This is a genomic window from Pseudoalteromonas sp. 1CM17D (assembly GCF_023161805.1).
Lineage (GTDB): Bacteria > Pseudomonadota > Gammaproteobacteria > Enterobacterales > Alteromonadaceae > Pseudoalteromonas > Pseudoalteromonas atlantica.
The window spans coordinates 133,792-156,771 of the sequence record NZ_JALNTP010000003.1; the positions used below are offsets into that span (position 1 = coordinate 133,792).

Annotated in this window: 19 protein-coding genes; 11 read left to right on the forward strand and 8 right to left on the reverse strand. The window is 42.0% G+C overall.

Going from position 1 to position 22,980, the window contains the following annotated elements; all coding sequences use genetic code 11:
- Positions 1–15 precede the first annotated feature (15 nt).
- Positions 16–2,310: a TonB-dependent receptor gene (locus tag MSC25_RS07155; protein WP_248442984.1), complete on the reverse strand. Its 2,295-nt coding sequence runs from the start codon at positions 2,308–2,310 to the stop codon at positions 16–18.
- 339 nt (positions 2,311–2,649) lie between these two features.
- On the opposite strand from MSC25_RS07155, the gene MSC25_RS07160 reads away from it, so the two are divergent.
- Together MSC25_RS07160 and MSC25_RS07165 are read left to right on the forward strand one after the other, a co-directional pair.
- Positions 2,650–3,513, forward strand: a complete 864-nt coding sequence (locus MSC25_RS07160; protein WP_236695068.1) for a GGDEF domain-containing protein — start codon at positions 2,650–2,652, stop codon at positions 3,511–3,513.
- The gene (locus tag MSC25_RS07165) at positions 3,497–4,495 is read left to right on the forward strand and encodes an AraC family transcriptional regulator (RefSeq protein ID WP_055252957.1); all 999 of its coding nucleotides are present in this window, start codon (positions 3,497–3,499) and stop codon (positions 4,493–4,495) included. The genes MSC25_RS07160 and MSC25_RS07165 overlap by 17 nt, the downstream gene beginning before the upstream one ends.
- A gap of 21 nt (positions 4,496–4,516) precedes the next feature.
- Here the strand turns inward: MSC25_RS07165 and MSC25_RS07170 are convergent, their stop codons facing one another.
- The 3 genes from MSC25_RS07170 to ettA form a co-directional block, all read right to left on the reverse strand.
- Positions 4,517–5,425, reverse strand: a complete 909-nt coding sequence (locus MSC25_RS07170; protein ID WP_248442986.1) for a histone deacetylase — start codon at positions 5,423–5,425, stop codon at positions 4,517–4,519.
- A 62-nt stretch (positions 5,426–5,487) separates the two neighbouring features.
- Positions 5,488–5,844, reverse strand: a complete 357-nt coding sequence (locus tag MSC25_RS07175) for a PilZ domain-containing protein (protein WP_029773844.1) — start codon at positions 5,842–5,844, stop codon at positions 5,488–5,490.
- A 119-nt stretch (positions 5,845–5,963) separates the two neighbouring features.
- Positions 5,964–7,637 carry an energy-dependent translational throttle protein EttA gene (ettA, locus tag MSC25_RS07180; protein WP_029773845.1) on the reverse strand — a complete coding sequence of 558 codons (1,674 nt, stop codon included), beginning with the start codon at positions 7,635–7,637 and terminating at the stop codon, positions 5,964–5,966.
- Positions 7,638–7,872: 235 nt separating this feature from the next.
- Between ettA and metA the strand changes: the two genes are divergently transcribed.
- From metA to metH, 3 genes are read left to right on the forward strand one after another with little or no spacing between them, the layout of a single operon-like run.
- The gene (gene metA, locus MSC25_RS07185; protein WP_121637124.1) at positions 7,873–8,820 is read left to right on the forward strand and encodes a homoserine O-succinyltransferase; all 948 of its coding nucleotides are present in this window, start codon (positions 7,873–7,875) and stop codon (positions 8,818–8,820) included.
- A complete protein-coding gene (locus MSC25_RS07190) occupies positions 8,810–9,883 on the forward strand; it encodes a homocysteine S-methyltransferase family protein (RefSeq protein WP_248442988.1) in 1,074 nt (357 codons plus the stop codon). The genes metA and MSC25_RS07190 overlap by 11 nt, the downstream gene beginning before the upstream one ends.
- An 8-nt stretch (positions 9,884–9,891) precedes the next feature.
- Entirely contained in the window at positions 9,892–12,522 is a 2,631-nt protein-coding gene (metH, locus tag MSC25_RS07195) for a methionine synthase (protein ID WP_248442989.1), read from the forward strand.
- 91 nt (positions 12,523–12,613) lie between these two features.
- Here the strand turns inward: metH and MSC25_RS07200 are convergent, their stop codons facing one another.
- Positions 12,614–13,168 carry a hypothetical protein gene (locus MSC25_RS07200; RefSeq protein ID WP_055016808.1) on the reverse strand — a complete coding sequence of 185 codons (555 nt, stop codon included), beginning with the start codon at positions 13,166–13,168 and terminating at the stop codon, positions 12,614–12,616.
- Positions 13,169–13,659: 491 nt separating this feature from the next.
- Between MSC25_RS07200 and MSC25_RS07205 the strand changes: the two genes are divergently transcribed.
- From MSC25_RS07205 to MSC25_RS07225, 5 genes are all read left to right on the forward strand, one after another.
- Positions 13,660–14,025 carry a hypothetical protein gene (locus MSC25_RS07205; RefSeq protein ID WP_096739990.1) on the forward strand — a complete coding sequence of 122 codons (366 nt, stop codon included), beginning with the start codon at positions 13,660–13,662 and terminating at the stop codon, positions 14,023–14,025.
- A 68-nt stretch (positions 14,026–14,093) separates the two neighbouring features.
- Complete coding sequence (locus tag MSC25_RS07210) at positions 14,094–14,474, forward strand: hypothetical protein (RefSeq protein WP_096739989.1); 381 nt, start codon at positions 14,094–14,096, stop codon at positions 14,472–14,474.
- A 146-nt stretch (positions 14,475–14,620) separates the two neighbouring features.
- Complete coding sequence (locus MSC25_RS07215) at positions 14,621–15,376, forward strand: hypothetical protein (RefSeq protein ID WP_096739988.1); 756 nt, start codon at positions 14,621–14,623, stop codon at positions 15,374–15,376.
- A 185-nt stretch (positions 15,377–15,561) separates the two neighbouring features.
- On the forward strand, positions 15,562–16,059 hold the full coding sequence (locus MSC25_RS07220; protein ID WP_248442991.1) for a (2Fe-2S)-binding protein: 498 nt from the start codon (positions 15,562–15,564) through the stop codon (positions 16,057–16,059).
- Positions 16,056–18,317: a molybdopterin cofactor-binding domain-containing protein gene (locus MSC25_RS07225; protein WP_096739987.1), complete on the forward strand. Its 2,262-nt coding sequence runs from the start codon at positions 16,056–16,058 to the stop codon at positions 18,315–18,317. Before MSC25_RS07220 ends, MSC25_RS07225 begins: the two co-directional genes overlap by 4 nt.
- A gap of 80 nt (positions 18,318–18,397) precedes the next feature.
- On the opposite strand, the gene MSC25_RS07230 is transcribed toward MSC25_RS07225, so the two are convergent.
- The 3 genes from MSC25_RS07230 to MSC25_RS07240 form a co-directional block, all read right to left on the reverse strand.
- Positions 18,398–18,841: a hypothetical protein gene (locus tag MSC25_RS07230; protein ID WP_096739986.1), complete on the reverse strand. Its 444-nt coding sequence runs from the start codon at positions 18,839–18,841 to the stop codon at positions 18,398–18,400.
- Between the two features lie 9 nt (positions 18,842–18,850).
- Entirely contained in the window at positions 18,851–19,750 is a 900-nt protein-coding gene (locus MSC25_RS07235; RefSeq protein ID WP_096739985.1) for a M15 family metallopeptidase, read from the reverse strand.
- A 257-nt stretch (positions 19,751–20,007) separates the two neighbouring features.
- Complete coding sequence (locus MSC25_RS07240; protein ID WP_054983219.1) at positions 20,008–20,205, reverse strand: CsbD family protein; 198 nt, start codon at positions 20,203–20,205, stop codon at positions 20,008–20,010.
- A 273-nt stretch (positions 20,206–20,478) separates the two neighbouring features.
- Here MSC25_RS07240 and hrpB point away from each other — a divergent pair, with 273 nt between their 5' ends.
- Positions 20,479–22,854, forward strand: coding sequence for an ATP-dependent helicase HrpB (hrpB, locus tag MSC25_RS07245; protein WP_248442993.1), 2,376 nt, complete (start codon positions 20,479–20,481; stop codon positions 22,852–22,854).
- The last annotated feature ends 126 nt before the right edge of the window (positions 22,855–22,980 follow it).

Below are 22,980 nucleotides of genomic sequence, written 5' to 3' on the forward strand. Positions count from 1 at the left end.
TGACAATACCCGTGATTAGAATGCGTAACGTAGCATTACTTGAATGACTGGGCCTGCTTCTTCAGACTCAAGCTCGTACTCATCAAAGTCACGGCTGTTTTGGTCATCAAGTGAGTCAAACTTGTTGAAAACTTCATCTTTACTAGCATCTAGTAAGTTTGAACCCACTAGGCGAAGTGTTACATCTTGCCAGCGTTTTTCTACGAATAACTCCAAGTCAGCGCCGTAAGAGGTTGTTACTTCTTCCCCTACAAAGCGTCCGTAAGCATCACCTTGGTTACGGTATGTTGCACCAAATGATGCGCCTAGGTCAGGTAAATCTTGGATAAAGCCAATGTTATAAACATAATCTGATTGGTCATTAAACTTACGTTTACCAAAGCTGTCTTCAACTTCACTATCAAGCCAAGAGTAGTTTAAGAAAATACCAGTATTTGGCATGTTGATTGCGCTCAGTGGCGTTGATAAATCAAACTCAATACCTTGTACTGTGCCATCGCCAGTATTTTGTGGTTGCAGTACAAATGTACCTTCGCCTTCTGAGCCTTCAACACCTGTGCTGGCAATTTCAATTAGGTCGCTAACGTCACGGTAAAATACGTTTACACCGACAACGCCACTTTTACCTAAACGGTATTCGTAGCCTAAATCGATACCCCAAGAAGATTCTGGCTTAAGATTTGGGTTACCTAAAAAGTCATTATCAGCGAGTTCTTCTTCAAGTAGAGCCGGTGTCATGTAATCAAAATCTGGGCGGCGTAAGCTACGAGCAACAGAGGCGCTGACTCGGCCGTTATCACTTACACTGTAACGAAAGTGAGCCGACGGTAAAATAAAGTCATAATCATTTTCGGCAGTAACGCCTTCATTGGTATCGGTAATGCTTGAGTCAGTTGACTCCCAGCGCACACCCATTTCCCATGAGAACACATCGGCTTCGTGTTTGATTAAAGCAAACAAATCAAAACGGTCTTCTTCGAGGGTGTTCACACCACCATCTACTGCTTCAAATTCGTTATTAAATACAGCTAAAGACATAGGTGTTTGGTTAAACTGATCCCAGCCAGTAAGTGTTTGCTCACTTTCATCTTCAGCTTCAAAAATTGCTGTGTCGCGCTCTTTACCTTGTACAAAAGCACCGAATTGAACTTCTTTTGAGTCGCCTACAAGCAAGCTATGCTGCCATTGCAATGACCACTCTTTATCATCGATATCAACAGTTTCTTCGGCTTCTTCAAAAACCATTGGTAGCTCAGATGTATCAAGCTCAACTTCTTGCTCGTATACAGATTCTTCAAAGCTGGCGTAACCTATTTTAAACTTACTGGTACCGCCTAAAAGCGGTAGTTGATAGCCTGAGTTTATGTTGTAGTTGGTTTGGTCAATGTATGAAACATTTGCGTTGTCTGAAAGCAAGTTACCGCCTTCAACAATAGAGCCTGAGGTTGCAGATGCATTATCATATTCAAAAGAACGCTCGTCTTCGGTACGGTCTGTATCAACCCACATGGCGCTAATATCAAACTTACCACCGTTATCAAATACCTTTTCAAAGCTGGCATTTAATGATGTGTCATCGCCATCACGAGTATCAGATTGATCTTCACGGTTATCAAAATCATCAGTTGCGTAATTAGGGTTATTTTCAGGGCTATCACCATAACGTATGCTTGATTTTTGTTTTGGGTTATAACGACCTTGAAAATTAGCCCCTAGTAGTAAACGTCCACCTGCAAACTCAGTACCGTAAACGCCCGCAAAGCTTTCTTTTAGTTCACCATCATCATAGCGTAATCCTCCTGCGCGAATATAACCGCCGTCTAAGCTGTAGCCATCGCGAAGTACAATGTTAAGGGTGCCCGCAATTGCATCGGCAGAGCGGTTGGCACTTGATGAACGAATTATTTCTACACGCTCGATTAATTCTGCTGGAATACGGTCAACAAAAAATGAGCGATCAGCACCAGCGCCTGGAACTTCTTCGCCATTGATCAGTACTTTTGTGTAAGCAGGGCTCAAACCGCGCATACGTGCGCCGTCAGATTCAAGCACATCTGATAAAAACGTCACACTAGGAACACGCTTTAAAGCGTCGCCAGCGGTGAGTGGTTCAAAACGCTGAAAGTACTCTTGAGAGTATTCAAGCGTTGGGGCTAGTTCTTGTGAGCGGTTGCGATAGCCTATTTCGCCATAAACTACTAACTCTTCAGATATTTTTACATCAGTTGTGTGTTCTTCTTGTACTGCATGTACTGCTAAATTGCAAAGTGATAGCGCTGTTACCAGTGCTTTAAGTTTAAAGTGTGCCATGTAATTTGCTCCTGTTGCTGCTTGGTTTGAAAGCAAACTAATTAAATTAAATGACGCAAATGTGACAACACCCTATTTAGATCAGCAGGTTATTAAGGTTTTAAAAGCTTTACCTTGGCGTGTGAGCTAATCGCACTCCTAAGCAATATAGCGTTAATGGGCCATGTGCAGCTTATAAGTAAGTGCATATCATTTAGCTGTCACATCATTGAGCTAATATGACCCTGCTACAAAAAATGCACTTCGGGTAGCATAAATACATACGCAATTTAAATAAGACAAACTATGCGCTTTAATCCCTTTATTAGCCATCGGCTTTTAACATACAGTATTATAGCTATGGCGTTATTAGCCATATTTTTATGTGCCTATTTAGGGGAGCTCAAAGAGCTGCAACACATACAATGGCTCGATATTATTGGTGAGGGCGGCATAGTGATTATGACCCTAACTTGGATTGTTGCCTTACTTATTTCGCGCCCGCCGGGCAAAGTTACTCGTTATTTGGTGCTTGGGCTTGGTTTATTTATGTTCTCGGCCACGCTCGATTTGCTCGATGAATGGTTAATGCAACCTGCGCAGCAGTGGCTAAGCTGGATAGAGTCACTGCCAGCCCCCGTTGGGATGCTGCTAACCAGTTTAGGTTTATACCATTGGCACCAAGAACAATATGTTTTAAATAAACAGCTAAGGCGCCGTGAAGCACATTTACGTGAGCACGACAAAGTATGCCCCGTTACCGGCGTTTATACAGCCGAATACTTACAAAGCGTTTTAAACACGCAGCTTAAGGCGCCGCAGCCAGTTTTATTAGCCGCTATTGATATACGCGACTTCGCTAGTTTTAATAATGAGTTTGGTTTTAGCGAAGGGGATCGACTGCTACGCGAAATAAGCGAGCTTATACTAATGAACTGTCGGTTAAGCGATGTGGTATGTCGTTATGCGGGAGACTGTTTTATGGTGCTAATGCCAGCCACATCAAAGCAGCAAGGCCAAGAGCTTCTTAGGCAAATAACAGCCGCATTAAAACATTGTGCTTTTAAAGTAGAAGGCTCTGGGCTTGCTAAGTTTCAGTGTGTAACTACCCACATCATACAAGCGCAAAAAAGTGATACAGCTCACATGCTAATGCAACAATTGCACAGCGGCCTACAACTACAAAAACAGCAAAGAGCCACCAGCAGTGAACAGTTATGTTAGCTTAAGTGACAAGTATTTAACTGCACAGGGGCTTATAACTGCCGTTGTAGAGCTTGCGCAAAGTAGGGGGGTTGCCTTACATAAATTATTACGCGGCACCGGGATTTTTGAGCAAGATTTACTCAGCGTTGAGCATTACTTTAGTTTAGAGCAGCAAGTTAAATTACTAAGTCAATTTAAACGCCTAATGAACACCCCCGACAGCGGTTTTTTACTAGGTAGTCAATTAGTTAACGATTCAAGTAGCGCAGCACAAAGTGTATTGTTCAGCGCTAAACTAGGGGCGGCACTGTTACAAATACAGCGAGCGCATTTACAGCTTTGCCCTTTGTTTTTTAGTCAGCACTATGTAAGTAATCAGCAATTTTATATTTTTTTAAATGCTGCTACAGGGCTTGATGACGACCTACATAACTACATTTTAGAAATTTACAGTGCTGCGTTTTATAGTTTATTAAAGCGTTTAAGCCCGCACTATCCGCAATGTGAGTTCGACTTTAGCTTTAAGCGACCGCGTCATATTCATCAGTACGAGCAACATTTAGGTTTAAAGCTGCGTTTTGAGCAGCCAACGACTCGTTGGGTTATTAGCAAAACATTACTTCGCCAAGCTAACCCGTACGCCAGCGAATTACGCTTTATGCAAGCACGCGCTCAATTGGCTGTAAAATCACACGAAAAATACACCTTTATAGAGGCTGTTTGGCGCTATCTACACACTTATAACGAGGCAAGTTTAGAGCAAACCGCCCAGTATTTTGCCATGAGCCCAGCCACGTTTAAACGAAAACTAAAATGCCATAATATGCGCTTTTCGAGCTTAGTTGATGAGCAAAATAAACATAAAGCCATTTATTTACTTACCTTGCGCGCTAAGTGCAATGAGCATGTTGCTGAGCGTTTGGCATTTTACGATATACCTAACTTTAGGCGGGCATTTAAACGTTGGACAGGGCTAACCCCAAGCCAGTTAAAAGTATAAAGCGCACAGGTAATATTTCTGTTAAAAACCAGCAGCCTGCTCAATTACTATTGCATGGCGCTGCGCTAAACGCGTATGGTCTCTGTCGTAGCCGCCACCAATAACACTGGCAATAGCGGTGTTATGTTCAAGGCAGCGCTTAAACACTAAATGGTCACGCTGTTTAATGCCGTCCCAGCTTATATCTAGTTTGCCTAAGCCATCGTCTTGCCAAATATCTACACCGGCATCGTATAGGACTAAATCGGGGTTGAGTTCTTTTAGTAAAAACTGCAGCGTATCATCCACAACGCCTAAGTATTCTGCGTCTTGCATATTGTTAGCAAGGCCTATGTCTAAATCGCTGGGGGATTTTCTAAACGGGAAGTTTTTTTCGCAGTGTATAGAGCAGGTATACGCATACGGCTGATGTGCAAGCATTGCAGCTGTGCCATCGCCTTGGTGTACGTCTAAATCAAAAATGAGCACGTTGGTCACTTCACCGCTTTGTATTAATGTTTGCGCGGTAAAGGCTAAGTCGTTCACCATACAAAAACCTGAGCCAAAATCAGTATGTGCATGGTGTGTACCGCCTGCTAAATGACAGGCTAAGCCATGCTTTAATGCTAAGCGTGCAGTGTGTAACGTGCCTTGTGGGGCGGTGAATGTGCGGTCCATTAGCGGTTGCGACCAAGGTAAGCCAATGCGGCGCATGGCTTTTTCGTCTAGACGGTTATGCCATAAATCGTGAATGTAGTTTTCGCAGTGTACCAGTTCAAGTGGCTCGGGGGAGCCCAAAATAGGCTCTACTAAATTATTACCTGCAATGCCTAAACCTTTAACCTGCTCATATAAATGAGCAAATTTACTCATTACAAATCGGTGCTTAGGGTCAAAGCTAAACGAATAATTACTGTGATAGACCAAAGGTAAGTGAGGGTTTAGGCGCATAACCGTATCAATAATAAAGTTTGCGCTATGGTAATAAACTTAACTAAGGGAGTCTATTGCCGCTATTCAATCAATGAGGCAAGCTCGCGATGAAGTAATTGTTCATCGGCTAAATTAAGCTCAACTAACCGTTTTAAATAGGTAATGCTGTTTATATCTATATGGTGGCAATTAAGGCCGATGTGTTTATCTTCTATGTGGCAAATAAACACCTCCATTTTTATTTCTATATCGCTTTGTGGCAAGGTAAAGCGCAAGGTGGCTTCGCTATTTTTTGTGCCACTAAACGCCGCGCATTTAGTAATGAGTGCGCCATGTAAAGATACATCGAGTAATTTGCATGGGTAGCTCTCTCCTGCAAATTCTAATTGAGCCGCGGTTGAAAAAAGAATACGCGAGAACTGACGTCGATTTTCCATAAAACGAGTTGCCTTTATTGTAATATTTAAATCAAGCATAGCGGGAAATAGCCCATAGCGATAAAAAATGGCATAAAAAAACCCCGCATAAATGCAGGGTTTGTTATATCAGTTAACAATTAACCAATTTTTTTATACTTAATACGCTTAGGTTGTGCAGCTTCTGCGCCTAAGGTCTTTTTAAGCCACTCTTCGTATTCAGTGTAGTTACCATCAAAGAAGTTAATTTGGCCTTCGTCGCGGTAATCTAAAATGTGTGTTGCAATACGGTCAAGGAACCAACGGTCATGCGATATACACATTACACAGCCTGGGAACTCTAAAATAGCGTTCTCAAGGGCGCGTAGTGTTTCAACATCAAGGTCATTGGTTGGCTCATCCAGTAGTACTACGTTACCACCCGCTTTTAAAAGCTTAGCAAGGTGTAAACGGTTACGCTCACCACCTGATAAGTCTTTCACAAACTTTTGCTGATCGTTACCTTTAAAGTTAAAGCGGCTAACGTACGCACGGCTTGGGAACTCAAAGTTACCAATTTTTAGCACGTCTTGTCCGTCAGATATTTCTTGGAATACGGTTTTGCTTTCGTCCATATTGCCACGGAACTGATCAACCGTTGCAAGCTCTACAGTTTCACCTACGCTAATGCTGCCGCTATCTGGTTGCTCTTCGCCGCTTAGCATTTTAAATAGGGTTGATTTACCCGCGCCATTGGCACCAATAATGCCCACAATCGCGCCTTTTGGCATACTAAAGCTTAAATCGTCGATTAATACGCGATCGCCAAAACTCTTACGTAAGTTATTAACTTCAAGCACTTGGTCGCCTAAACGCGGGCCAGGTGGAATAAATAGCTCGTTAGTTTCGTTACGCTTTTGGTAATCAGATTGCTGTAGCTCGCTAAACTGCGCCATACGCGCTTTAGACTTAGCTTGGCGACCTTTAGGGTTTGAACGTACCCACTCAAGTTCTTGAGCAATTGATTTTTGACGTGCTTTTTCAGATTTTTGCTCTTGTTGTAAGCGCGCATCTTTTTGCTCAAGCCAAGAAGAGTAGTTACCTTCCCACGGAATACCTTCACCACGGTCAAGCTCTAGTATCCAGCCAGCTACATTATCAAGGAAGTAACGGTCATGCGTTACCGCCACAACAGTGCCTTCGTAATCATGTAAGAAGCGCTCAAGCCAAGCAACCGACTCAGCATCTAAGTGGTTAGTAGGCTCATCGAGAATAAGCATATCTGGCTTTTCGAGTAATAAACGACAAATAGCAACACGGCGGCGCTCACCACCTGAAAGGTGCTCAATTTTAGCATCCCACTCAGGTAAACGAAGTGCATCAGCAGCGCGTTCTAAAACGTTATCGATGTTGTGGCCATCGTGCGCTTGAATGATTGCTTCAAGCTCGCCTTGCTCTTTTGCTAGGGCGTCAAAGTCAGCGTCTTCCATTGCGTACTCGTTGTACACTTCGTCAAGGCGGTTAAGGGCATGCTTTACTTCGCCAACAGCTTCTTCAACTATTTCGCGTACTGTTTTGCTTTCATCCAGCACAGGCTCTTGCGGTAAGTAACCAATTTTAGTACCAGGTTGAGGGCGGGCTTCACCTTCAAAGTCTTGATCAACACCGGCCATAATGCGAAGTAATGTAGATTTACCAGCACCATTTAAACCTAGCACACCAATTTTAGCGCCTGGGAAAAAGTGCAACGAAATATCTTTTAAAATTGTGCGCTTAGGTGGCACAACTTTAGATACTCGACTCATCGAGAATATAAACTTATCAGGTAAAACCATGGAGGAAAGCCTTCAAATAATAATAAAAATTTCAATGTTGTATTGTAGTGGCTCACGGGTGAAACAGTCAACGAATGGCGGGTTTTAAAGCGCTAATGGCTGTAGGTTGATAAAGTATAAAATCATGAATAAATTTCATTTAGACATCTATACATCTAGAGGTTGATATTTTTAGCATACTGTTCATAATGAGAGCGTATAAATTCTCGGTTTTTATGAGTAGGAGTAAAAAAATATGCCAATTACAGTGAAAGACGAGCTACCGGCTATTGCCCGTTTACGTGAAGAAAACGTGTTTGTAATGCCAAAAAGTCGCGCAAAAACGCAAGAAATTCGTCCTATGCGTTTGGCTATTTTAAATTTAATGCCTAATAAAGTAGAAACCGAAGTGCAGTTTATTCGTTTGCTTGCCAATTCTCCTTTGCAAGTAAATGTAGAGTTATTGCGCCTAGATACGCACCGCAGCAGTAGCAATTCAGAAGAGCACCTAGATACCTTTTATCGTTATTTTTCAGAAGTGAAAGACAATAACTACGATGCGTTAATTGTTACAGGGGCGCCACTCGCACACCTTGAATACGACGATGTTGCGTACTGGGATGAGCTAAAAGTGATTATTGATTGGGCAGAGCAGCACGTTACCTCTACGCTGTTTTCGTGCTGGGCGGCGCATGCCGCGCTGTATCATCGTTACAATTTAAAACGCGATTTAAAAGAAGATAAACTTTGTGGCGTGTTTACTCACCAGTGTTACTTTGATCACGGGGCACTTACTCGTGGCTTTGACGACAACTTTTTAGTGCCGCACTCACGTTATGGCCACATAGATATAAATAAAATAAATGCCTGCGACGATATAGTCGTGCTGGCAGGCTCTGAAAAAGTAGGCGCTTACTTAATGAAAAATAAGTCGGGCAGCCAAGTGTTTATAACCGGCCACCCAGAATACGATGCCGACACATTAAAAGCAGAGTACGAGCGCGATTTACAAAAAAGTCCTGATGCGCCAAAACCCGAAAACTATTTTCCAGATAACGATGCAAGTAAAAAGCCGTCAAAAACGTGGCAAAGCCATGCTTTTTTGCTGTTTTCGAACTGGTTAAATTACTACGTGTACCAAACTACACCTTATGATATTAATTTAGTTAGCCAAGATGTGAGGACTAACAACTATGCCGAATAACGTGCAAAACAATAATAAACACAGCGAATTAAGCGCTGCATTAAAAGAGCGTATTTTAATTTTAGATGGCGCCATGGGTACCATGATCCAAACTCACAAGCTTGAAGAAGAAGACTACCGAGGCGAACGCTTTAAAGACTGGCACGTACTAATTAAAGGCAATAACGATTTATTAAGCCTTACAAAACCTGAGTTAATTGCCGATATACACCGCAGCTTTTTAGCCGCCGGTGCAGACATTATTGAAACCAATACCTTTAACTCAACCACCATTTCGATGGAAGATTACGACATGGCAAGCATAAGCCGTGAAGTAAACCTAGAGTCGGCAAAACTCGCACGCGCAATATGTGACGAGTTCACCGCTAAAAGCCCAGAAAAACCGCGCTATGTAGCGGGTGTTTTAGGGCCAACCTCTAAAACCTGCTCAATTTCGCCAGATGTAAACGACCCAGGTTATCGCAATATTACCTTTGATAAGCTGGTTACTGCCTATGTTGAGTCTACCCTTGCATTAATGGAAGGCGGCGCCGATTTAATACTTATCGAAACCATATTCGACACGCTAAATGCAAAAGCGGCCTCATTCGCAGTAGAAGAAGCGTTTGAGCAAGCAGGGCGCACATTACCCGTAATGATCTCAGGCACAATTACCGATGCCTCTGGGCGTACGCTTTCGGGGCAAACCACCGAAGCATTTTATAATTCTATTCGCCATATTAAGCCGCTTTCTATAGGCCTTAACTGCGCCCTAGGCCCCGATTTACTTCGCCAATACGTAGAAGAGCTTTCGCGCGTATGCGAAACATTTACTTCAGTACACCCAAATGCAGGTTTACCTAACGAATTTGGTGAGTACGACCTAGAAGCAGAGGACATGGCGAAAGAGATTATAGACTGGGGCAAATCGGGCTTTATAAATATTGTTGGTGGTTGCTGCGGCACCACGCCTGCGCATATTCGTGCGTTTGCCAAAGGCCTTGAAGGGGTAAAACCTCGCGCATTACCAGAGCTTGATGTTCGCATGCGTTTATCAGGCCTTGAAGCCTGTAACTTAAACTAGGAGCCAACATGACCCAGCAAATTGCAGTATTTACCAATGTTGGCGAGCGTACCAACGTAACTGGCTCTGCCATGTTTAAACGCTTAATCATGGAAGAAGATTACGAGACCGCCCTGAATGTTGCCCGCGAGCAAGTAGAAAACGGCGCCCAAGTTATTGATATAAACATGGACGAAGCCATGTTGGACTCAAAAGCGGCCATGGTTAAGTTTTTAAACTTAATTGCCTCAGAGCCCGATATTTCTAAAGTGCCCATTATGGTCGACTCCTCTAAATGGGAAGTAATAGAAGCAGGCCTTAAATGTATTCAAGGCAAGGCCATCGTTAACTCAATATCGCTTAAAGAAGGGGAGGAGCCGTTTAAACGCCAAGCTAAAATTATTAAACGTTTTGGCGCCGCCGCTGTGGTTATGGCGTTTGATACCGACGGCCAAGCCGACACCGCAGACCGCAAATACGAAATCTGTGAGCGCAGCTACAAAATATTAGTCGAAGAGATTGGTTTTCCGCCGGAAGATATAATATTCGACCCCAATATATTTGCCGTAGCCACCGGTATAGAAGAGCACGACAACTACGCCGTAGAATTTATTGAAGGTACACGCCGAATTAAACAAAACTTACCACACTGTAAAGTGTCGGGCGGGGTGTCTAATGTCTCGTTTTCGTTTAGGGGTAATAACCCCGTACGCGAAGCCATTCACTCGGTGTTTTTATACCACGCGATAAAAGCGGGTATGGATATGGGTATTGTAAACGCAGGCCAGCTTGCAGTTTACGACGATATCCCCGAGGAACTTCGCAAAGCCGTAGAAGATGTAATTCTTAACACTGACCCCGGTGCAGGTGAGCGCTTAGTAGAAATAGCCCCTAAGTTTTCGGGTATGGCACAAGCCGAACGCGTAGAAGATTTAGAGTGGCGCACATGGCCTGTTGAAAAACGCCTAGAGCACGCCCTTGTAAAAGGCATTACCACCTTTATAGATGAAGACACGGAAGAGTGCCGAGCTGCCGCCGATAAACCTATTCACGTAATTGAAGGGCCATTAATGGATGGCATGAACGTGGTAGGGGATTTATTTGGTGCAGGTAAAATGTTTTTACCGCAAGTTGTTAAATCGGCCCGCGTAATGAAACGCGCAGTGGCCTACTTAGACCCATTCATAGAAGCCGAAAAAGAAGAAGGTGCCACTAACGGTAAAGTAGTTATGGCCACCGTAAAAGGCGACGTGCACGACATAGGTAAAAACATTGTAGGCGTAGTACTGCAATGTAATAACTACGAAGTAATCGACTTAGGCGTAATGGTACCTGCCGAAAAAATACTGCAAACCGCGATTGACGAAAAAGCCGACATAATCGGCCTTTCGGGTTTAATTACCCCATCGCTTGATGAAATGGTACACGTAGCCAAAGAAATGACCCGCCGAGGCTTTGAGCTCCCACTTATGATTGGCGGCGCAACGACCTCTAAAGCGCATACTGCCGTTAAAATTGAACCGCAGTACGACAAAGGCGTAGTGTACGTAAATAACGCCAGCCGTGCAGTGGGCGTGGTATCAAGCTTATTATCTAAAGAGCTAAAACCGGCCTTTTTAGAAAAAACTAAAGCCGAGTACGAAAAAGTACGCGAGCAACAAGCGCGCAAAAAGCCACGTTCAAAACCCGTTACCATACAGCGTGCCCGCGATAACGCAGCCAAGCTTGATTGGGATAATTACACGCCACCGGTGCCTAAAAAGCTGGGCGTGACCGAATTTAAAAATGTATCAATTGCGACTTTACGTAAATACATAGATTGGACCCCGTACTTTATGACGTGGTCAATCGCTGGTAAATACCCGCGCATAATGGATGACGAAGTAGTGGGCGAGCAAGCACGCAGCTTATTTAAAGACGCTAACGACATGCTCGACGACCTTGAAAAGTCAGGTGCTTTGCAACCTTTAGGTGTAATTGGTTTATTCCCTGCAAACCGCGTGGGTGATGACATAGAAATTTACACCGACGAAACCCGCAAAGAGCTGTTAACTACCTCATGCCATTTACGCCAGCAAACCGAAAAAACCGACTTTGCTAACTATTGTTTGGCTGACTACATTGCGCCAAAAGGCACACCTGATTACTTTGGTGCGTTTGCCGTAACGGGTGGTTTAGAAGAAGACGACCTAGCCGACGCGTTCGATGCCAAGCAAGACGACTACAATAAAATAATGGTAAAAGCCGTTGCCGACAGGCTCGCAGAAGCGTTTGCAGAATACTTGCACGAACAAGTGCGTAAAGAGTATTGGGGTTACGCAGCCGATGAAAACTTAAGTAACGATGAGCTAATTCGCGAAAACTACCAAGGTATTCGCCCTGCGCCGGGTTACCCAGCGTGCCCAGAGCACACCGAGAAAAAGAAAATTTGGCAGTTACTCGATACCGAAAAACGCATTGGCATGCAGCTCACCAGCTCATACGCCATGTGGCCAGGAGCTGCGGTTTCGGGCTGGTATTTCTCACACCCAGAGGCAAAATATTATGCCGTAGCCGCTGTGCAAAAAGATCAGGTGGAAGATTACGCCAAGCGAACTAATATGACGCTCGAAGAGGCTGAAAGATGGCTATCGCCTAACTTGGGGTATGAGCCAGAGTAAAAGAGCAGCGGTCAGTTTTTAGCTTTCAGCTATCAGTTAAAACGAAAACGAGCCCAGAGAGGCTCGTTTTTGTGTGTATTTTAAAAAATCATCAAGGGCTATTAGCGAGTAGCTCATCTACTTTTTTTATAACATCTTTTGGTTTTGGTTCAGTCGTTTGTTGTTTTAACCAATCTATTATTTCTGAGCTGACTCTGTAACCTTTTTTAATGCAGTAGTGTTGAGAGGTAACCCATACATCTGGGGCTCCTCTAGTGCTGCCACTGTAAGAGTTACAAATAATATAGCCTTCACTTTTAATTTTACTTTCAATAAAGTAAGTATAAGTAGGAACTGAAACTAATAGTAAAATTAAAGTAATCCCACAGAGCTTATACCATTTAATTAGAAGCTCTGGCTCTACTTCAGTGTTTCTTACTTTTAATAATATTAGCCGAGTGAGCATAGCAAATGCTGGCGTGCCTAAAATTAAGCTCGGAGCAAAACTCTTTTCCTTAAAAATCATCGGGTGATTATTTAACGCCTCAAAGACAAATGCCACTTCATTATATGATGCAATCGGTAAAACTAAGGTGATGATAAAGAATAAAACAAATAAAAAAACACCCTTTATATTTTCACTTAATGTTACTCTGTCGTGTTTCATTAAATTCTCTTTAATCATCATTTAAACAAGGTAAAAAAAAGACGTCGCGGTTACACTTTATACGGCTTCGACATATGCATTATTGGCAACTCTTAGACTAACTACAATTTTTTAGCTATCTAATATAGTATATAAATTAAACATATAGCTACTCCTGCAGCAAGAGCCCCAATAAGAAAAAATAAGCTAGATTTCACTTCAAATCTTTTACAATGAAAAACGAAGTAGCAGGTTTTGTTTAGGTTAAAAAAGTAAAGTGTCTTAGATTGATTTTAAAAAGCACCAAGTAAGTTTGGTTTATATAAAATATTATCATAGGATCTCGCGTTGTGCTTTTTTATGATACTTCAGCCCATGGCACCCAAACTCGGTTAGCCAAAAAAAGTAAAAGCAAACTTGTTTTATTCGCAGGAACGTTATTTAATTTTCGCTTTGAGGTTAAACAAGTCAGACTAGCCTTTCAAATCAATTTTTAGGAACAGGAAGCTAAAATGCAAGGATCGCGTATTATTAAAACTCATGAAATCAGCTTGTTTAAAAGAGCGCTAAATTTAGCTTTATTATTTACTCATATAATTTTTTTATTTGGTGTAGCTGCCATCGCATTCGATCGTGAGAGTTTTGAGGCGATAAGTAACGCAAAATATGGCAATAGCGCTCCCTTAATGCAATCTAAATTAGCAGATATATTTGTATCTTCTTGGTTTGCTTATTTGTGCTTAGCTTTAATCCCCATAACTATAATGAAAGAACGCTTTATGAAAAGCTATGACGTTCGAATTTACTCAAATATACTAGCTTCGTTTATATGCGGATTAATAATCTATGTATTTATTAATAAGCTGTATAGTTTATAAGGTTTATTTAATGTGATTTTTAGCTTCTTTAAGCTGAAAATTTATAACTTAAAAGGAAAAAATATCTAATGGAAAATATTTTTTGTGGGTATTATGATGAGGAAGCGGAGCAGGATGTTCCATTACAACCAAACATTAGTGAAGCTATAACCTTTTTCAAAGGTTTTATTTGGGAGAATGAGAGTTCAGAATCCGCCATGAAAATTTTATTTTTTCAATCCTTAGGGGATAATGAGGCTTCATTGCAAATAAGTTGCCTAGAAAAAAAATTATGGTGCATTTCTGCCAGTGCTTCCATCCGAAGGCGCTTTCTAGGGCCCTTCTTTAAGCGTAGCACCTTTAAAATCTTTATAGATAAAAATGAAGATGAAACAGAAAATATAATACGTCTATTTTATGATAGTTCGCCTCACGAATTTGCTGCCTTTTTAAAAAATAGTAAAGGCTAAGCTTTAAGTGGGATTACATTCGTACTCCATTGATTTAAAACAATAATTATTTATTCTTTTAGGTTATTAGATATACTTTGCCTAAAACTCTAATACATTTAATCTCTTTATAAATCTATTCTATTACTTTAGATAAAGGACTATTCATGAAGTATCTAAATTACATATTGCTTTGCCTATTCCTACTTTTCACATCGAACACATTTGCGCTTGAGCAGAAGTATCACGAGAGTGTTTTACCTGTTATTGCTGCTTTTAAAGCGGAGGATAAAACTGCGATTGCTGCGCATATTCGCTACCCTCTAAAAAGGCAATATCCATTGCCCGACATTAAAAATGAAGCTGAGTTTATTAACCGCTTTGATGAAGTGTTCGACGATGAACTAGTTGCCGTTATTGGCAGCTCTAATATTAATACCGATTGGGATAAAGTTGGTTGGCGCGGCATTATGCTAAATAACGGCGTGATGTGGGTTGATACTGACGGCAAAATTTTCGGTATAAATCGCGGAACATCTAAAGAGCAGGCATTTGCTAAACGCTTAATTGAACAAGACAAGCAATCACTCCATTCAAGTATTAATACGTATGAAGAGCCAGTGCTGGATTGGAAAACGGCTAGCTACCATATTCGCGTTGATGATTTAGGTGATAGAAATTACCGTTATGCAGTGTGGAGTAGTGATAAAAGGCCAAAGGACAAGCCAGATATGGTTTTATTTAACGGCGATGTGACTGTTAGTGGCACTGGCGGTAATCATAGTTATACGTTTAAAAACGGACGCTATAGTTACGTATTACACGTTACTGTAATTGGTTGCGATACATCGCCACCTGGTTGGCTTGAAGTATATAAAAATGATGAGCAGTTATTAAATGAGCCAGTTATAAGTGCTGAGTAGAGTCAATAAAGCCTTCTTATTTATACCTAATAAAGCTGCCACTAAATAACAGCTATAAGTTGGCGGTTCGCCGATAAAAATTTCAATAAACCAATCCTAAGTGGTAGGCTAAAAAAGTAGCAATTATTCAAACCGTTCTCGCGCAACAAGGCATTCCTTTAAAGCGCTTTGCCAAGGAGTTAAATATGATCACGCTTACCGTTAATGGTAATAAACATGAGTTTACAGGCGATCCGTCAACGCCGGTGCTTTGGTATCTTCGAGATGAATTAAATTTAACCGGGCCTAAGTTTGGCTGTGGTATGGCGCAATGTGGTGCGTGCACCATACATATTGATGGCGTAGCGCAGCGCTCGTGCATATTACCGGTGTCGGCTGTGGCAGGGCGTGCTATTACCTCTATTGAAGGGTTAAGCGAGCAAGGCGACCACCCCGTGCAAAAAGCCTGGGTTGAGCATAAAGTGCCGCAATGTGGGTTTTGTCAGTGCGGACAAATAATGCAAGCGGCAAGCTTATTAGCCGCTAAGCCTAATCCCACTGATGATGAAATAGTGAGTAATATGTCGGGCAATATTTGTCGTTGTGGCACGTATCCGCGTATTCATAAAGCAATTAAGTCGGCGGCTAAAACTATTGCGGGCGTTGAATATTTTGACCCAAATGAACAAGGGGAAGAGGTATGAAAAACGACAATACGTACTTTGACTTAAACCGTCGCCAATTTTTAAAAACCAGCGCAATAGGCGCATTAGTATTAGGCACTTATTTTGTAGGCAGTGCACCAAAAGCGTTTGCAGGCGTGTTAGAGCAACCCTCTGAGCAAGCAAAACGTGCTAACTTATTTATAGCGCTGCGCCCCGATGGCATGGTTGAAATAACCTGCCACCGCTCTGAAATGGGCCAGCAAATTCGTACCGCCATTGCCCAAATTGTGGCAGACGAAATGGAAGCCGCGTGGGATAAAGTGGTTGTTATTCAAGGTAAGGGCGACCCTAAATACGGGGATCAAAATACTGATGGATCGCGCAGTATTCGCTACAACATGCAGCGCCTGCGCGAAATGGGCGCAAGTGTACGTTATATGATGCAGCACGCAGCCGCTAAATATTGGAAAGTTGAGCCGCAAACCTGTACAGCCAATCAACACGTGGTTACACACAGCTCAGGTAAATCGCTTACTTATAAAGATTTAATCGACTTAGCACTTACAATAACGCCACCAGAAGTTGATAAGTTAACACTTAAAACACGCAAAGAATGGCGTTATATAAATACCGGTATGGCGCATATAGATTTAACCGATTTAGTAACCGGTAAAGCCACATTTGCTGCTGATGTTCGCGAACCAAAAGCGCTGGTGGCTATTATTGAGCGCCCACCGGTAGTAGGTGGTGTGGTTAAATCGTTTGATGCCAGCGCCGCTAAAGCAATTAATGGCGTAGTTGATATTATTGAAATGCCTGTACCAAAAGGTGCGCCGCAATTTCAGCCAAAAGGCGGTATTGCTATTGTTGCTAAAAATACCTGGGCTGCATGGCAGGCGCGTAAAGTACTAAAGGTGGTGTGGGATGATGGTAAAAACGGCGATTATAATTCAAAAGAATTTAAAAAGTCGTTATTACAAACCGTTAATGAGCCGCAAGCGCATGTACGTGAAATAGGCGATACCGCCAGCGTATTGGCTAAATCGAGCAATAAGTTAGTAGCCGACTATTACGCGCCGCATTTGGCTCAAGCACCTATGGAGCCACCTTGCGCCACTGCAATGTACAATAAAGACAGGGTAGATATTTGGGCTGCAACGCAAAACCCGCAAGCTGATATGAAAACCGTAGCTGCGTTACTTGGTATGGAGGAGAGCCAAATTAACGTGCATGTCACCATGTTAGGTGGCGGTTTTGGGCGTAAATCAAAACCTGATTTTTCAGCAGAAGCTGCCTACATTTCAATGAAAGTAGGACAACCTATACGCGTACAGTGGACGCGAGAGGATGATATTCAGCACAGTTTTTATCATGCGGTATCGGCTCAACATATTGAAGCTTCACTAGATGAAAAAGGTAATATTGAGGCTTACTTACACCGTACGGCGTTTTCGCCAATTATGTCGACCTTTCAAGAAGGGGCAACGTCGCCTGCAGGTTTTGAGCTGCGCTTGGGCTTTACCGATAACCCCATAAACTCACCTAACTTAAAGTTAGAAAACGGCGAAGCACCCGCTAAAACAAGAGTAGGTTGGATGCGTTCGGTATCAAATATTTTTCATGCTTTTGCTATTCAGTCATTTATTGCTGAAGCGGCGCACAAAGCAGGGCGCGACCAAAAAGACTATTTACTTGAAACCATAGGCCCTGATCGCATTTTAGATGTAACCGAGCAAAATGCCTCGTACGATAACTATGGCGGCGATAAAGATGTTTACCCATTAGATATTGGTAAATTACGCCATGTTATTGAAAAAGTAGCCGATATAAGCAAATGGGGCCGAAAGCTGCCAAAAGGTCGCGGGTTAGGTATTGCAGCGCACCGCAGCTTTTTAACCTATGTGGCTACTGTGGTTGAGGTAGAGGTATCCGACGCTGGTGATTTAAACGTGATTAAATCGTGGGTGGCTATTGATGCAGGTACGGTAGTAAACACCGATACCGTTAAAAATCAAACGCAAGGTGGCTCTATTTACGGTATTACAACAGCAATAAGCGATGGTATTACCTTTGATAAAGGCCGCGTGCAGCAAAGTAATTTTCATGATTACCGCGTACCGCGTATGAGCGACTCACCACTAGAGGTAGAAGTAGAAATCATACAAAGCGATGCACCGCCAGCAGGTGTAGGCGAGCCTGCAACGCCGGTTTACGCCCCAGCGCTGTGTAACGCTATTTTTGCCGCTTGTGGTAAACGTATTAGGCAACTGCCAATAGGTAATCAATTAAAAGCGTAAATAACGTCCTTTTTTAGCCGTTAAACAAAGAAACCGCCAAATGGCGGTTTTTTTATTCGTAAGTCTATGTCTTTTCAAACTCATAAATTACATATTTTGCTCACTAAATTTGTATTGACATGGTTCGGTTTAAACGCACTAATATGTTTAGGTATATTGGCTTGAGTATATTCTAGAAGGACGTATTCATAAGATTGTGGCTCAATAACTTCCTCAAGTAGGTAGTTCTGCTTAGACTTTTTACTGAATAATACTGAGTAATTTTTTAAATCTGTATGTTTAAATTGGCTGGCTCTATATACATGTAAAAACTCATTGTTTGCGATAACAAAGCTATTGAGGATTGATGACCAGTCTGCATACCACTCAGAATCTTCAAATGGTGTATTTCCTATAATAATAATAGCTTTATCATTATTATAGTCATCGCATAGCTGTTTCTCTGAAGATGTTTGTTCAGCAGTTACTACCCCAGTGCAGCCGATTACGCTAAAAGCAAAGCACCCTAATAGGATTTTTTTCATTTTAGTATCCTATATAGAAAGTGGAATCATCTGATTGTTTGAAATTGATGATTGGTTAAAAAAGTGCTTAGCTTCATAGTCGAATGTTGAAGCCGATAGCTGCTTATCGAAGTGAGGAGAATCCATCCTGGTAAAATCGCCTCCCCATCTAAGCCCTCTTTTTTTCATTGCATCAATAAATTTAATGGCTGAAGACGTAGCACTTTTAGTTTTAAAAGCTGTTGAGTTGTTCCAATTAGAGCCATCAACAATATTTAAATCTAAAGCATGCCCAATATAATGTTGGCTGCGTTTTGCTGGCGTTACTACAGCGCCATTTGGAGAAACTCCAAGCTGCCTTACTGTCTGGTTTAAAACCAATTTTAAACCTAGTTTTTTTGCTTCAATGTTCATTGCTTTTATCTCAGTAATTAAAGTTGCTGAAACTACAAATTCACCTTTCAATACATTTTGGTTTGCAATTAATTTGAAGTTAGGATTGAGCTCTATATTAGTAAAAGTTGCTTCTCTTAACCTTAGCAAGTCACCTGTACATTGAAAATTGCTAGCGGCCCAGATATTAAGCTCTCGACGAGTTGCTTTGTCAGTTTGTCCAGAGGTACTTCCCTTAAAGGTGGGCAGTTGATTAATAACCCTCAAATTTTTTAATCGATACGGTGCTGATTTGGCGTTCCATTGGAATAACTTTAATGCGAGCGCAGTTTTTAAGCCAAAATCACCATCAACTTTTGATTTATATGTTCCTAATTTATTGAGCAATATTTGTAATTCGGATACAAAAGAGTGATTAGCTATGAGGCTTTTTCCTTCCCAGATTTGTTTTTTGTCATTGTCTCCTCTTTGAAGAGAAAACCCACCAAATAAATCCGTCACACCACTTAAAGCTGACACTACAGCATTATTATTCATATAAGTTCCTTTAAATTTATAGTTAACCGCATTTATTCCATCGCGTTCGTTATATTAGCGATAAAAGAATATAACTAAAGATAAAATATAGGAACAATATTTTCGTTAAATCATTATGGATACACCGTAAAATTTCAAAATAGAGAGGAACAATGGCTTCGTTAAAATTATTTTAGGTAAGCTTTACCTAATTTAACTTAAATGGTTTCTAGTAAACAAAAAAACCGCCAAATGGCGGTTTTTTTAGAAGTTAGCGATTAGTGAGTTTTTTCAAACTCATCTACTTCACGCTCTGCTTCTTCTTTAGATTTACCATACTGCTGCTGTATTTTACCTACTAGCTCTGTACGGCTACCTTCAATTTTGTCTAAATCGTCGTCAGTAAGATCGCCCCATTTTTGTTGCGCCTTACCTTTAAGTTCGTTCCAATTACCTTTCATACGATCGTTGTTCATAAGTATCTCCTTACTTAGCTTTAATTAACGTTCACTATAAAAGGAGCAAAGCGTGTACCAATCAGTTAAACTTTTTATTTTGTGTTTATAATCATTGATTTATATATTTAAGCGAAGCGTTACTTTTATTGCAACGCGTATGTTCTTAAAAAATGTACAGAGCGGTCTGTAATTATTTCTGATTATGGATACGCGTAAACTCATCTGCTTTTGCGGCGCGTTTATTTTTGGTTTTTGTTACAATGCACACAAAGCAATTTTGGGTAAATAGCAGTGCTGCCGGTTCAAAACATATATCAACAACTTTTAACTACATTACAAAGTAACCCCATAACGTTATTACAAGCACCGCCTGGTGCAGGTAAGTCAACCTGGTTGCCGCTACAGCTTATGCGCGACGGCCATTTTAAACGTATTGTAATGCTTGAGCCGCGCCGCTTAGCAGCACGTAATATTGCCAATTACTTAGCACAGTGCCAAAACGAAAATGTGGGGCAAAGTGTTGGCCTGCGTGTACGCGGCGAGAGTAAAGTAAGCAGTAATACGCGCCTTGAAATAGTCACCGAGGGTATGCTTACCCGCATGCTACAAAACGACCCCGAATTAAGCGATATAGATTTACTGATATTTGATGAATTTCATGAACGCTCAATTGCGGCCGACACCTCACTGGCCTTTGCTTTAGAGACCCAAAGTGCGCTGCGCGACGATTTAACCATACTACTTATGTCGGCCACCCTTGATACTGAGCGCTATACGCAGTTTTTTGATTGCCCGGTTATACAATCAAGCGGGCGTAGTTACCCCATAGACGAAGTATATATACCAATAAAAGATGAGAGCCGCTGGCTTGATGCTATTCCCTCTTTAATAAAACAAGCACTAAACGAGCAAAGCGGTAGTGCGTTGGTGTTTTTGCCTGGGCAATTTGAAATAGTACGCGTACAACAGGCCCTTAATGATTTACCAAGTAACTGCTTAGTTGCCACATTATTTGGCGAGCAAGATAAAGCCAATCAGCAAGCGGCGATTGCCCCTGCGGCTAAAGGTATGCGCAAAATTGTGCTTACCACCAATGTAGCCGAAACCAGTTTAACCATTGAAGGCATTCGTATTGTTATTGATAGCGGCAAACGCCGCGCGGCGAGCTATAACTTGAAAACAGGCGTAACTGAGCTTACAACACAAAGTATATCGCGCTCCTCTGCTGTGCAGCGAGCGGGGCGTGCAGGGCGAATAGAGCCAGGGGTTGTTTACAGGCTTGGCTCTAAACAAACATTTGAGCGACGCAATAGCCACGATAGCCCAGAAATACTCACCTCAGACATAAGCCAACTTATGCTGGAGGCAAAACAATGGGGCGCAAATATTAGCGAACTCACCTTGCTTGATACGCCAACAGCGCAGCAATGCACGCAAGCGGCAAACTTACTAACGATGCTTGAAGCTATCGACTCCAAAGGTAAGCTCACTAAATTGGGTAGTAAAATGCTGAGTTTTGGGGCGGATATTCGCTTAGCGCATATGCTTTTAAAAGCGCAAGCGCTTGAGGCAGAACTCCCTGGTATTTATCGCTTAGCACTTTATTTAGTGGCGCTGCTTGAGAGCCGAATAAACAGCGCCAACGAGCTAAGCTTGGCGCTACATAGCCAACAACAAAGGCCACACCCAGTATTTAAGCAGCAGTTAAAATACTGGCAAAGCCGTTTAAAAGTAACCGACAGTAACAGTGAGCTAAACACCGAGCATTTAGGTTTGCTGGTGGCATTAGCTTACCCCGATCGCATTGCAAAAAAACGCGGCAATGGCTACTTACTTGCCAATGGTGCGGGCGCTGATTTAAACACCGATTACTGGCATAACGATGACTACCTTGCTATTGCAAGCATGGGCGGTCATAAAGGCACGCGTATTTTTGCAGCCACCGCACTTAGCCCATTTGAGCTACAAGATTACTTACCGCATTTGTTTACTACGCTTACCCGGTGTGAGTTTGATGAAAAAACCGCGCGCTTTATCCATCAAGACGAAGTAAAGCTCGGCGCTATTACGCTTACAAGCCAACCAAGTAAGCAAAAGCTTGATAAAACCGAGCGCGCCAAAGCGTGGCTTAATTTATTTACCAAACACGGCTTTGCATTATTTAATGAACAACCCGATGCGCAGCAATTATTAATACGCATGAGTTTAGCCAGTCAGTTTATGCCAGATACGTTCCCGGCAATAAGCGAGCAGCAACTTATCAAAACAGCTGATGATTGGTTAGGCGTATATTTACAGGATATAAAAACGCTGGAGCAGCTTAAAAAGTTTAACTACTTTGAAGCACTGCAAAATTGTTTTGACTGGACACAGCAAACAGCCCTAAAAACCCTGTTACCGCTTAGGTTAACGGTACCGAGTGGCTCAAATATAAAAATTAATTACCAGCTAGATGGCCCCGCAAAACTTAGCGTGCGCATGCAAGAAGTGTATGGTTTAACAAGTACACCAATGCTTGCAAATGGCAAGCTGCCACTGCTTATTGAATTACTCTCACCAGGTAAGCGTTCTTTACAACTTACGCAAGATCTTGCGCACTTTTGGGCTAGTAGTTATCGCGATGTACAAAAAGAAATGAAAGGACGTTATCCCAAGCTAGTGTACTAAGGTCGATATTGACAGCTTGTGTGTGAAAACATAAGGTTGACACATAGGTAGGGAATTAAAAATTTGCTTCTTTAGGGAGTAGCTCCAGTTGTTGAGCGGAAATAGTTTTTATTTACCCGTTGTGAT